The sequence below is a fragment of the Marinicella litoralis genome (assembly GCF_002591915.1).
In the GTDB taxonomy this organism is placed as follows: Bacteria; Pseudomonadota; Gammaproteobacteria; order Xanthomonadales; family Marinicellaceae; genus Marinicella; species Marinicella litoralis.
Window position 1 is genome coordinate 636955 of record NZ_NIHB01000002.1, and the last position, 12606, is coordinate 649560.

10 protein-coding genes are annotated in these 12606 nt (G+C 40.4%); 7 read left to right on the top strand and 3 right to left on the bottom strand.

The window, feature by feature from the left end:
• The first annotated feature begins 171 nt into the window (after positions 1 to 171).
• The gene (locus CCS90_RS09250) at positions 172 to 1731 is read left to right on the top strand and encodes a SulP family inorganic anion transporter (RefSeq protein WP_099019249.1); all 1560 of its coding nucleotides are present in this window, start codon (positions 172 to 174) and stop codon (positions 1729 to 1731) included.
• Between the two features lie 401 nt (positions 1732 to 2132).
• Entirely contained in the window at positions 2133 to 4169 is a 2037-nt protein-coding gene (locus CCS90_RS15160) for a S8 family peptidase (protein WP_180236520.1), read from the top strand.
• Positions 4170 to 4219: 50 nt separating this feature from the next.
• Here CCS90_RS15160 and CCS90_RS09260 read toward each other — a convergent pair whose 3' ends face one another.
• A complete protein-coding gene (locus CCS90_RS09260) occupies positions 4220 to 5089 on the bottom strand; it encodes an alpha/beta fold hydrolase (RefSeq protein ID WP_099019250.1) in 870 nt (289 codons plus the stop codon).
• Positions 5090 to 5153: 64 nt separating this feature from the next.
• On the opposite strand from CCS90_RS09260, the gene CCS90_RS09265 reads away from it, so the two are divergent.
• Complete coding sequence (locus tag CCS90_RS09265; RefSeq protein WP_099019251.1) at positions 5154 to 6047, top strand: DcsG N-terminal domain-containing protein; 894 nt, start codon at positions 5154 to 5156, stop codon at positions 6045 to 6047.
• Positions 6048 to 6122: 75 nt separating this feature from the next.
• On the opposite strand, the gene CCS90_RS09270 is transcribed toward CCS90_RS09265, so the two are convergent.
• Positions 6123 to 6422, bottom strand: a complete 300-nt coding sequence (locus tag CCS90_RS09270) for a YciI family protein (protein WP_099019252.1) — start codon at positions 6420 to 6422, stop codon at positions 6123 to 6125.
• Positions 6423 to 6485: 63 nt separating this feature from the next.
• Here CCS90_RS09270 and CCS90_RS09275 point away from each other — a divergent pair, with 63 nt between their 5' ends.
• Both CCS90_RS09275 and CCS90_RS09280 read left to right on the top strand, forming a co-directional pair.
• On the top strand, positions 6486 to 6680 hold the full coding sequence (locus tag CCS90_RS09275; protein WP_099019253.1) for a YwbE family protein: 195 nt from the start codon (positions 6486 to 6488) through the stop codon (positions 6678 to 6680).
• A complete protein-coding gene (locus CCS90_RS09280) occupies positions 6673 to 7302 on the top strand; it encodes a glutathione S-transferase (protein ID WP_099019254.1) in 630 nt (209 codons plus the stop codon). Before CCS90_RS09275 ends, CCS90_RS09280 begins: the two co-directional genes overlap by 8 nt.
• 15 nt (positions 7303 to 7317) lie before the next feature.
• On the opposite strand, the gene CCS90_RS09285 is transcribed toward CCS90_RS09280, so the two are convergent.
• Complete coding sequence (locus CCS90_RS09285; protein ID WP_099019255.1) at positions 7318 to 10371, bottom strand: ligand-binding sensor domain-containing protein; 3054 nt, start codon at positions 10369 to 10371, stop codon at positions 7318 to 7320.
• Between the two features lie 519 nt (positions 10372 to 10890).
• On the opposite strand from CCS90_RS09285, the gene trhO reads away from it, so the two are divergent.
• Complete coding sequence (trhO, locus tag CCS90_RS09290; RefSeq protein WP_211337000.1) at positions 10891 to 11910, top strand: oxygen-dependent tRNA uridine(34) hydroxylase TrhO; 1020 nt, start codon at positions 10891 to 10893, stop codon at positions 11908 to 11910.
• On the top strand, positions 11907 to 12548 hold the full coding sequence (locus CCS90_RS09295) for a lysoplasmalogenase (protein ID WP_099019256.1): 642 nt from the start codon (positions 11907 to 11909) through the stop codon (positions 12546 to 12548). The genes trhO and CCS90_RS09295 overlap by 4 nt, the downstream gene beginning before the upstream one ends.
• Positions 12549 to 12606: the final 58 nt, after the last annotated feature.

Genomic DNA, 12606 nt, shown 5'->3' on the forward strand with positions numbered 1-12606 from the left:
TCCTATTCTATCAATACAACTGTCATATTTATGTAGATATTGCATAAATTTAAACATTCATGATGACGCAAACTACAATCTGGCCGGCATCAATCATGAATTCCGCTTAAATGATTGACTTTAAAGTTCAATGAGTTACCATGCGCGACACTATTTTCATCAGTTTAAATCATGTTTAATTTAATATCTAAAAAGACGGGTTACAGCATCAAAAATGATGTGTTGTCTGGTTTAACTGTGGCCCTGGCATTGGTTCCTGAAGCCGTGGCTTTTGCATTTGTGGCCCGAGTTGATCCTTTGGTCGGCTTATATGCCGCTTTTATGGTTGGCTTGATAACCTCAATTTTCGGCGGTCGTCCTGGCATGATCTCTGGAGCCACAGGCGCGATGGCTGTTGTTATGGTGGCTTTGGTTGCTGAACATGGCGTTCAATATTTATTCGCAGCAGTACTTCTGACCGGAGTGATACAAATGCTGGCAGGGGTATTTAAACTTGGCATGTTTATCAGGATGGTGCCCTATCCAGTCATGTTGGGCTTTGTCAATGGATTGGCAATTGTCATCTTTTTGGCTCAATTGGGCCAATTCAAGATTGTAGATGAAGCAGGCATGCATCAATGGATGCAAGGAACCACACTTTATTGGATGATTGGTATGGTTGCATTAACCATGTTAATCATACACTTTTTACCTAAATTAACCCGAGTCATACCTGCTTCATTGGCCGCTATTTTGATTGTAACAGGTCTGGTTATTGGTTTAGACATCCCAATTCCTAATGTGATTGATTATGTCCGTTCTGAATCAGGTAACCCAAATGCCACGATTGCAGCCGGTTTACCAACATTCGCCATTCCTTCGGTACCATTTGATCTGGCTACTTTAAAAATAATCCTGCCTTATTCGTTGATATTGGCGGCGGTTGGATTGATCGAATCCTTATTGACGATGACTTTGATTGATGAAATCACTGAAACACGTGGCAATGGTAATCGTGAGTGCTTAGGCCAGGGCTTAGCTAATTTTACCAATGGATTTTTTGGTGGAATGGGTGGTTGCGCCATGATTGGGCAAAGCATGATTAATATCAAATCAGGTGGGCGTGGGCGGTTATCGGGTATTTCAGCTGCCATTGCCTTGTTGCTGTTTATTTTGGTGGGCTCATCATGGATTGAAATGGTGCCATTGGCGGCCTTGGTTGGCCTGATGTTTATGGTTGTGTTGGGAACCTTCGAATGGGCAAGCCTGAGAATGATTACCAAAGTACAAAAATCAGAAATATTTATCATTGTATTGGTTTCCGGCATCACAGTCATAGCAGATTTGGCCATTGCCGTCGTTATTGGCGTGATTGTCAGCGCCTTGGTATTTGCCTGGAAAGGCGCCAAACGCATCTTTGCCGAAAGTCATGTTGATGAAAATGGATCCAAGGTTTATTTACTCAGTGGACCCGTGTTTTTTGGTTCCATTCAAAATTTTCAAGACATCTTTTCACCTCGTACTGACCCCGAAGACGTGATTGTGGATTTCCTGAATGCCCGTGTTTACGACCATTCTGCCATTGAAGCTTTGGACTCATTGGCCGAACGTTATGAACGCAATGGTAAAAAATTACATTACCGACACTTAAGTCCAGAATGCAAACAACTTTTAACCAAAGCGGGTGACTTGGTCGAATTGAATTTGATTGAAGACCCAGACTATAAGGTTGCAGACAGTACATTGGGGTGAATAATATGCCCAGTGATTATAAAAATAACCAATTTCTCATATAACTATATAAATCAATATGATAGGTGATTAATTAAGCTGGATTATGCTTGTTTTCTAAAAGCATATCCAGCGGATTATAATCAAATTTTTATCTATCGCCTTTATTCGTACGACAATTCCTTCAGTTCAACCAGCCTGTTAAAATCACACTCAATTCTCTTTTTTTTAATTCTACACATTTCGGTGTTTTGTGAATCCTGTCACATTTTTTTTCGCTGTTATGCCAATAATGATTTGTGGTTGTGAAAATAATGTTATATATTCTAACCGCCACAAAAACTAATATTATAAAAATAAGTGGTATAGCCAGATTGATGAATTCAATCTGAATTATAAAAAATAGAGGAGAGAAATCTAATATGAAAAAATTAGATATTGGTACGCGTTCGCCAAAAATTAAATTAAGAAGCGCAATTTCGAAGTCACTCACTGTTATTACTTTAGCAGCATCTTGCCAAATTTCTTTGGCTCAAATGTCAACCGGTTATGGCCTGGGTAATGACAATTCTGGTAACAACAATACCGTTTCACAAATCAGGGGCATCAATTCTGCCACCAAGATTCCGAATCAATACATTGTTGTTTTTAAAGACAGCGTGGTGACATCTCAGGCTGCCCTGTATGCCAACGAGCAATTCAGTGAAGCGGCTGCTCGTGCATCAGTTGTACAAGAAATGGCGGTCGACATGTCAACCATGGCACGTGGTGAAACACTACGCACCTACTCGACAGCTTTAAATGGCATGGTCTTAAAAAGTGATTCTCAACGAGCTGTTGATGCATTAACTAAAGATCCTCGGGTTGCTTTCATTGAAGCCGATCAAACAGTTTCAATTGGTGCCACACAAAGCAATGCCACTTGGGGTCTAGATCGTATTGATCAAGCCAACTTGCCTTTAAACAGTACTTATAACTATGACGCCAATGGTACAGGTGTAAATGCCTACATTGTTGATACGGGTGTTCGCATTTCGCACAATGACTTTGGTAACAGAGGAAACTCTGGGTATACTGCCATCAATGATGGAAACGGTACCAACGACTGTAACGGTCATGGTACACACGTTGCAGGTACAGTAGGTGGTAGCACCTATGGTGTTGCAAAAAATGTTGAAATCTATGCTGTAAGGGTATTGGGTTGTAACGGCTCAGGTTCAAATTCTGGTGTAATTGCTGGTATCGACTGGGTTGCTGCCAATCACATCAAACCAGCTGTAGCCAATATGAGTTTAGGTGGTGGCGCCAGTTCAGCCACTGATAATGCCGTTAATTCTGCCGTTGCTGCTGGTATCACAATGGTTGTTGCTGCAGGTAATGACAACAGCAACGCGTGTAATTATTCACCTGCACGAGCTGCCTCAGCAGTAACTGTTGGCTCGACAGCAAGTAATGATGCAAGGTCATCTTTCTCTAACTACGGTACTTGTTTAGATATTTATGCACCTGGTTCTTCAATCACTTCAACTTGGTCAACCAGCAATACAGCGACCAACACGATCAGTGGAACGTCAATGGCTGCACCACATGTAGCTGGAGTTGCCGCTTTGTATTTGGATGACAATCCGAATGCATCACCTGCTCAAGTTCAGGCTGCGATTGAAAACTCAGCCATTCCTAATAAAGTATCTGATGCCAAAACGGGTTCGCCAAACATTCTGTTGAATAACTTCAGCGGTGGCGGTACACCTCCAGATCCAGATCCAGATCCAGTAGATGGCGTTTTAAGTAACGGCGTTGCCAAAACTGGCTTGTCAGGAGCTTCAGGTTCTCAAACTTACTTCACATTGGCTGTTCCTTCTGGCGCAACAGATTTGAGTTTTGTATTGAGTGGTGGTTCAGGTGATGCTGACATGTATGTTAGGTTTGGCAGTGCGCCAACAACATCTACATATGATTGTCGTCCTTACAGAAATGGTAACAACGAAACTTGTGACATCACCAATGTTCAAGCGGGCACATACCATGTTATGTTAAGAGGCTACAGCTCATACTCTGGCACAAGTTTAGTTGGTAGCTACACAGCTGGCGGCGGCGGTGGCGGTGGTACTAACTTCTTCGAAAACACCAACAATGTGACGATTTCATCAGGTGCGGGCAGTACAGTAAGCTCTACCATCAATGTAACTCGCACAGGTGCTTCGGGAACCATTACCATCAGAGCCGATATCAAACACACTTACCGTGGTGACTTATCCGCTAAGATCTATGCACCAAACGGTGCAAGTGGTACAGTACATGCCAGAACCAACTCTTCTGACAGTGGTGATGATTTACTTATCGATATCGACTTGAATGCTGGAACCATTGAATCCAGTGGCCAATGGAGGTTCGAAGTAACTGATCACGCTTCTCAAGATGGTGGTTATATTGATTCATGGAGTATTGAGTTTAATTAATTCAATCTTCAATGTTTCAATTAAAAAAGGAGGCTCAGGCCTCCTTTTTTTTATGCTGCAATCAATGCATTCAATACTGCGTTTGACCACAGCTCTGGATTTTCTAACATGGGGAAATGACCCAAGCCTTCCAGCAAGGTTAATTCACTGTTGCTTATTTCATCATTCAAAGTTTCTGCCATGGCCGCAACGGCAACAGGATCATTTTTGGCCCAAATGATTTTGATGGGAACATCAGTGGTTTTTAATGCGCCAATCCACCGATGCCAAAATTGGTAACGTTGACTGATGTACTGGGTTGTTTTAGGCAGTACACGCCGTCCTTGGTTACAATTCATCATGTACCACAAGGCATCAAGCTCTGATTGATCGACTCGCTCTTTATTATAATAAATGTTTTTAATATTTCTGGCAAAGATGCGGCGACTACTGAGTCGAGCAACTATTGGACCAGTCAATCGGTTTAACAATAATTTTTGTATCAATCGCAATTGAGCCATTTCAATGTGCATGCTGCCATTACACAACACAAATGAATCTATCTTTACGCCCAAGTTTTTGTGCAGATTGATTCTTGCCAATAATTCTGTCGCTATACTGGTCCCATAATCATGTGCCAGTACAATGGCTTGGGTGATATTCAACTGCTGCCACAATAGCAATGCCTGGTCAGTCTGTTCAAACAATGAATAGGAGTAATTCAATGGCTTGGCTGAATAGCCAAAACCTAAATGATCATGAACGATGACCCTGAATTTATCCTCCAGTATTGGTATGGCCTTGTAGTAGTCATAAGAACAGGTTGGGTAGCCGTGTAACAACAATAAAGCGGGTTTATTCGAATTTGAGTCATAATAAAAGTGCTCGTAACCATTGACAGTGATAAAGCCGCCTCTTTGCTTCCATTGATCTGCATCCATAATGTTTTTACCCCAGTTTGATCAAGCTATATAATAGCTCACTTTAAAAGCTTAATTGAACTGAATGAAACTCGCTATCATTACCTGTGAAAAACTTCCCAATGGCGTTAAAGATGACCAAATCTTTTTTCGTGCCTTAGTCAGCATGGGGATTGAAGTTGATTTATGTGTCTGGGACAGTCAAATTGATTGGTCTCAGTATGAAGCATGTGTCTTGCGATCAGTATGGGATTATCATGAAAAAACCGAAGCTTTCACCCAATGGTTGACTGAAACGTCAAAGGTCACCCAATTAATTAACACCAAGGACATGGTGCTGTGGAATCAAAACAAATATTATTTGGCAGAACTTGAACAATTTGGCATCACCATTGCACCAACGACATGGATCAAAAAAGAACAAGACTTCGATTTAGTCCATTGGTGTGAAGCCCAATCTGCCACAAAGTTTTTTCTTAAACCAGTGGTCGGAGCCGACTCATCGGGTACATTTCGTTTTCAAAAGTCCAATGAGGAAATCAACCAAGCCAACAATCACTTACAACAATGGCTGCCTAAAGTTGACATGATGTTACAACCCTATTTTAATTCAGTTGAAACCTTTGGAGAAACTTCGGCCATATACTTTGGCGGCAGCTTATCACATGCTGTCAGAAAAATACCTGTCAGTGGAGATTACCGAGTTCAAGATACCTTTGGTGCCAAAGACATTCCATACACTTTGAATGCGGCTGAAATGGTTTTGGCAAAAGCTTGTTTAGCATACCTAAATGAAAAATTTGGTGAAGTTCATTATGCTCGATTTGACTTTTTACATGATCAGGAGGGCACTGTATTTCTCAATGAAGCAGAATTGATAGAACCCTCCTTGTTCTTCAACCATATGCCCAGTGCTGCAGATAATTTGGCGCAAGTCATTTATCAGCAACTCAATCAATCAGAATCAGTAGAAAACTGACCCAGAGATGGCTGACATTGAAACTGCTTAAAAACCATACTTACTCAATCCCTCGCACAGTCTATTGACAGGAGTTTAAGGCAGCACTTTTAGATAAGGTTTGACCACCACTGTGGCATAAACCCCGGCTTTGATATAAGGATCATCATCAGCCCAGTTTTGGGCTGCAGCCAAAGATTCAAACTCAGCCACCACCAATGATCCGGTAAATGCAAGCGGATCTGGCTTACTTTCATCGGTTGCTGGGTGAGGTCCCGCAATCAACAAACGTCCAGCCTCATTAAGTGCTTGTAAGCGAGCCAGGTGCTGATCACGAACCGTCATTCGCAATGCCAAGGACTCAGGTACATCGGTAGAAATAATAGCAAAATACATGATTTACTCAAGTAACAAAAGAAGGGTCGATTATAATGGTCTTTTTACCGAAACAAAATCATCATGTCAGGAAATAAACGCAGTGAATTATCCATTGGTCTTGAAGTTTCAGTGGTCCAAAAACCACACCAACGCAGCGGTGAGTTGACCCAAGGTGTTATTGCTCGGATTTTAACCAATTCTCCCAACCACCCTCATGGTATCAAAGTCAAATTAGAGTCCGGTGTTGTTGGTCGCGTTAAATTAATCCATGACTGAAGCCATTTTATACACTTTCAGAAGGTGCCCCTATGCCATCCGTGCACGAATGGCATTGGCCTACTCCGGTATTCAATGTGAATTACGTGAACTGATGTTGAAGGATAAGCCACAAGATATGCTTGATCATTCTCCCAAAGGGACTGTACCCGTTTTAATCACTGACAGTGGGGCAGTGATTGATGAGAGTTTAGATTTGATGTTATGGGCATTGAACAAAAATGATCCGGATCATTGGCTCAATGACGCAGCAACAAGCCATGAATTGATTCAACTTAATGACCACACCTTTAAACCGTTATTGGATCGTTACAAATATGCAGACCGGCACCCAGAGTTGTCGCCACAAGAACACCGTGAACTGACTCTACCATATATTGCGCATTTAAATGAATTACTGGATAAACATACATTTTTGATTGCTGAACAAACCAGCCTGGCTGACACAGCCATCTTTCCTTTTATTAGGCAGTATGCTTTTGTCGATAAAGTTTGGTTTGATCAGCTGCCTTACACCAAACTGCAACAATGGCTGAAATTTTATCTGAATATGCCGCTGTTCAATCAAGTCATGAAAAAATACACATTATTTAATCAAGGCTTCAGTCACCGCTTTCCTTGAATTGATCCTTTTGATTCAATGTGCAATTCGAATGGTGTTGCGCCCTCCTGATTTACCTTGATACATGGCTTCATCGGCTTTTTTAATACAGTCATTCAATGACATGCCTTTTTCGCTTTGACATATTCCAAAGGTCAAAGTCACCGAAATAATGTTTTCGCCATATTTGAATTCGGTCCCTTCTACCGCTTCACGAATGCGATCAATCATAGGAAGCAGTTGATTGGCATTTTTCGCTTCAAAATAAAAAATAAATTCTTCACCGCCCCATCGGGCAACCATGTCTTCTTCTCTGATCATGGCCCGCATTATTTCACTGACTTTGATTAAAATCACATCGCCAGCAGCATGTCCATATTGGTCATTAATTTGTTTAAAATGATCAATGTCAGCCATCACCAAACAAATACCATCGATTGCCGGGTCCTTACGCTTCAACTCAATGGTCTTGATAAACGCCATTCTATTCGGTAAGCTGGTTAAATAATCTGAATGTGCTGCGGTTTTCAATTGGGCATTCAAATCACGCAATTCTGAAGTCCGACTTTTCACTTCGTTTTCTAAAGTTTGGTTTTGCCTTTTTATTTTGTTGGTTCTGAATTGATGTAAAAAGATGGCCAGAAGCACAAAGATGATACCAAATAATGCCCTAACCCAACCTTGATTCCACCACACTGGATGTATATTCAGATTGATAGACATCAATTCTTCAGACCAACGACCATCGTTGTTGATGGCTTTAACCTCTATTTGATAAGCGCCTGGATTTAAATGACTTAACTCAATCATTCTGTTGCTGCTGATGTTCAACCATTCCTCATTCAAACCCATGATTCGATACCTGTATTTGATTTGTTCAGGTGCTTTGAAATCTAAGGCTGCAAACTCAAATGAAATGGCTCGATCCTCATGATAGAGATCAAATTGGTTTTGTTTGGAAACCCATTGAGCATTTTGAACTGGCTGATTGTTAACCCAAACTTGAGACAGGATAAGCGGTGGCTTGTACTGTTTACTTTGTTTAATTAAACGGGGGTAAAATGAATAATAGCCATTGATACTACCGATATAAATGACATCATTGGCGTCGATGGTCGATGACCGATTACCAAAACCATCATTACTGATTGATTCATTGAGGATGTAATTATTGATTTCCTCTTTTTCTGGGTTGAAACGAGACAGTCCAAATTTATAAACTATCCACAAATTCTGATTTGAATCTTCATGAATTGATCCGATGGAATCACTTAACAAGCCATTCGATTGCGAATATTGCTTAAAATTTAAACTTTCTGGTAAAAATTGATTCAAACCCCTCGCAGTGGCAATCCATAATCTTCCCATACTGTCCTGAAAAATGTCTTTAATACGATTAGATGAGATGCTGTTGATGTCGCCATAGTCATGTTTGAAAAGTTCTATTTGCTGACTTTCCGGATCTAACCTAAATACACCAGCTAAATTACTACCAATCCAAATATGTTGATGATTGTCCTCATAAATCACGCTGATGTTCATGTCGGTAAGTGATTGACCATCAACCGTTTGCATCAATTTTGCAGTATGTGTCATTGGGTTCCATTGCAGTACACCGATGTTATACAAGGCCAACCACAAATCACCATTTAATGATTCTGTTACAGAAAAGACATCTGTTGGTTCAATTCCAACTAAATCAAAGGGTTCATTCTTAATTTCTGCCTTAAGTGAATTGCTTGGTAACAGAAACAGACCAGCACTGGTGCCGATCCAAAAGCCATTTTCTTTGGTTTTTTTAATGGTTCGTATGATGCCCGGAATTTCATTCAATCCATCAACCACGACCTTTGAAGAAGGTGCTGCTATGGGGTGTTGGTAAACGGTTTCTGAAGTGCCAATCAAGAGGTTACTGAATTCATCGGTATTGATGGTCCATACTTGCTTGTTTTGTTCAGTGGCTTCTGATTCCGAAACATAGTTGGTGTGTAATTTAAACAAACCACCAGCCTGATCAATTTTGACCACTCCGTTATCACGTGTGGCTAACCACAACAGACCGGAACGATCTCGTAGGATTTGCCTGACATCTAAATGGGCATAAGCTTGCCATAACTCACCCCCTTCGTCGGTTTTAAATAACTGCTTTGTTGCATCATATTCATAAAGACCTTCCATGGTAGCAATCAATAATTTTCCACCAGCCTCAAAATGAATGTCATTGATTTTTATGGTTTTATTGTTTGAAAAATGAAGCGTAAATTGCTTGGTGTCAATGTCAAAACTATACAAACCAGTAGAGGAGCCAATCCACAGCACATCTTCGTCCATTTGAATGTTCCTGAATTGGTTGGATGATATATTACTGATCAATGATGCGGGTAATTTAAAATGCTGATAAATCCCTGTATTAACATTCAATTGGCTCAAGCCTTGAGAGGTTCCTAACCATATATTGCCCAAACTGTCTTCTTCGATATCCCAAACGCGAGATTGACTAAAACCACTGTTATCTTGTTTTTTTCCACCAAAGTAGTTCAGTTGATCGCCTTTCATTTGGTAAAGACCACTGCCTGTGCCTATCCACATACTGTGTTGGCTGTCTTCAAAAAATGTTTGGACATTTTCAGAAATCATTTGATCTGTTTTTGAACTTGAATAGGGCAATCTGGTTAATTCACCGTTGTTCAAGTCTATGACATTGGCACCACCGCCAAATGTACCAATCCACAAATGATTCTCAGAATCCAGATATATGTTCCCGGCGTTGTTATTTGATATCGTACTTTCATCTGCACCATCATGTCTGAATACTTTGAAAGAGTAACCATCATAGCGCGCCAAACCACTTGTGGTTCCAAACCACATGTAGCCTGTTTTGTCTTGCGACATAGAATATACGGTTGAATCAGGTAGGCCATCTTCCATGGACAGTTCAACAGCTTGCCACTGATCTGAATGACTAGAAATTGCCGCCCATGAAACCAATAACAAAACGGAAGTTAAATAATTTTTAAGATTAAAGAATACAGTTTTCATGGCCAAACAAGTTGGAATAGGCAACCGGGTATAAATTGAACACTTCGTCATAGGCTCCACACTTCTTTAACTGTCAAAATAATTATTTTGACCACACACCATTAAATAATAACACAAAGATGTTTTTCCACGGTACGCTTGAGATAAAGAATGTCCATAATTCGTCGATTTAACAACATCAATGAAATTTTACTTACTAAAAACACGTATTTTGATACTTTTTAGCAGTAATTAATGTGATTTTTTGTTAACAATGGTCATAAAAGCCTAAATAAAACCATCGCAAGGATATAAATACATTAAATCCTGTGGTTCAAATTCATCCAATTGTGTATCACAAGGCATTCATGTTTTGTTATCCAGTGTTAAACACCGCTGGCAACAATCCAAATTCAGTTCTGTATATCAGGAATACAACACCACATTACAGGTTTAAGATATATTAAGAGATCAACAAACCAAGTAATTTTCAGTTAAGCTTGGATTTTTTGGTTTCATCATTAAAATACCCAAACATTATATTTCAATCATTTTGCGCCTGATTTACGTTCAGGTTAGCAGGAGAACAACATGTCAAATTCAACCGAAACTGCTCGTGTGGGAGCCATTGTAGTCACTGCACTTTACCATTTTGTGCGTTTGGAAAATTTCAAAGACCTGCGACAACCTTTGTTAGATTGCATGATCAACCATCAAGTCAAAGGCACCCTTTTATTGGCCAATGAAGGTATCAATGGAACCATTGCTGGAACTAGATCTGGTATAGATGCCGTACTGAGTTGGATTCGTCAAGATGAACGGCTGGCGGGAGTTGACAGTAAAGAATCATATACCAATGAGATGCCATTTTATCGTTCAAAAGTCAAATTAAAAAAAGAAATCGTCACCATGGGTGTCGAGGGCATCGACCCCAAAGAAGTGGTAGGAACTTATGTAAAACCAGAGGACTGGAATGATCTGATCTCTGATCCAGATGTGGTTTTGGTAGATACCCGCAATGATTATGAGTACAACATCGGCAGTTTTAAAAATGCCATCAACCCCAACACCGAAACTTTCAGAGAGTTTCCTGAGTATGTCAAACAAAATTTAGACCCAGAAAAACATAAAAAAGTGGCGATGTTTTGTACCGGAGGCATTCGTTGTGAAAAATCGACAGCCTATTTAAAGGAACAAGGCTTTGATCAGGTCTATCACCTTAAGGGTGGAATTTTGAAGTATCTGGAACAAGTACCTAAGGATGAAACCTTGTGGCAAGGCGAATGTTTTGTTTTTGACAATCGAGTGGCTGTCAATCATGACTTAGAAAAAGGCCAGTACGACCAATGCTATGCTTGTCGTTATCCCATCACCGAAGAAGATAAAAAATCTCCTCACTATGAAAAAGGTGTCAGCTGCCATCATTGTTATGATCAAACCACTGCAGAACAGCGTGCACAATTCGCTGAACGTGAAAAACAAATGCAGTTGGCCAAACTACGTGGAGAAACACACATTGGTATGTCTGCCAGTGAAGCCATAGAAAAGCGCAAGCAAGAAAAACTGGCCATTAAAAATGCCATGCGTAATCAAAGCCAAAACAACACATGACTCTGTTGTTACCCGTTGTATGCCTATTCGCCTGTGCTTTAAGCCTTGGTTTTGAATCACGAAATCAAACGGCATTGGCCAGCAAAACCAAATTCCTTGCCAGTTTAGCTTTTGTGGGGTTTGCTTGGGATATGGGCGCCATGAATTCCACTTATGGTCAATGGGTATTCATCGGTTTATTGATGTCACTGATGGGTGATGTGTTACTGACTTTAAAAGGTCATAAGCATGCCTTCATTTCAGGTCTGTTGTTTTTTATGTTGGCACATTTATTTTACGCTTGGGCTTTTTTCAAAACTGGATTCAATGGCAGTAAGCTGCCTATGACTTTACCCACTGTCATACTTGCAGTGACAATCACCGCATTGTGGTTACGACCTCATTTAACTGGCCTTTATGCCTTCGCAATTCCAGTCTATTTATTTGTCATTGCTGTCATGTTGATTTTTGCATGGAGCAATCTTTCAGTGACTGCTTGGTGGTGGATTGTAACCGGTGCGACTTTATTCGCAATGTCAGATTTATTGGTGGCCAGGAACCGGTTCATTCAAGCAAACTCCATCCATCGAATCATCGGTTTACCAAAGTACTATTTAGCCCAATTGATGCTGGCATATTCTATCAATTTAATCCCATAAAAAAACCCACAGTCAATTCACTGTGGGTTTTTCTTTACCGATAAAATGATTAATATAT

Bases quoted from the DNA above. Each gene is read 5' to 3' on its own strand.
- CCS90_RS15160 (WP_180236520.1), top strand. From the start codon at position 2,133: ATGAAAAAATTAGATATTGGTACGCGTTCGCCAAAAATTAAATTAAGA.
- CCS90_RS09285 (WP_099019255.1), bottom strand. From the start codon at position 10,371: ATGACGAAGTGTTCAATTTATACCCGGTTGCCTATTCCAACTTGTTTG.
- CCS90_RS09295 (WP_099019256.1), top strand. From the start codon at position 11,907: ATGACTCTGTTGTTACCCGTTGTATGCCTATTCGCCTGTGCTTTAAGC.
- CCS90_RS09280 (WP_099019254.1), top strand. From the start codon at position 6,673: ATGACTGAAGCCATTTTATACACTTTCAGAAGGTGCCCCTATGCCATC.
- trhO (WP_211337000.1), top strand. From the start codon at position 10,891: ATGTCAAATTCAACCGAAACTGCTCGTGTGGGAGCCATTGTAGTCACT.
- CCS90_RS09260 (WP_099019250.1), bottom strand. From the start codon at position 5,089: ATGGATGCAGATCAATGGAAGCAAAGAGGCGGCTTTATCACTGTCAAT.
- CCS90_RS09250 (WP_099019249.1), top strand. From the start codon at position 172: ATGTTTAATTTAATATCTAAAAAGACGGGTTACAGCATCAAAAATGAT.
- CCS90_RS09275 (WP_099019253.1), top strand. From the start codon at position 6,486: ATGTCAGGAAATAAACGCAGTGAATTATCCATTGGTCTTGAAGTTTCA.
- CCS90_RS09265 (WP_099019251.1), top strand. From the start codon at position 5,154: ATGAAACTCGCTATCATTACCTGTGAAAAACTTCCCAATGGCGTTAAA.
- CCS90_RS09270 (WP_099019252.1), bottom strand. From the start codon at position 6,422: ATGTATTTTGCTATTATTTCTACCGATGTACCTGAGTCCTTGGCATTG.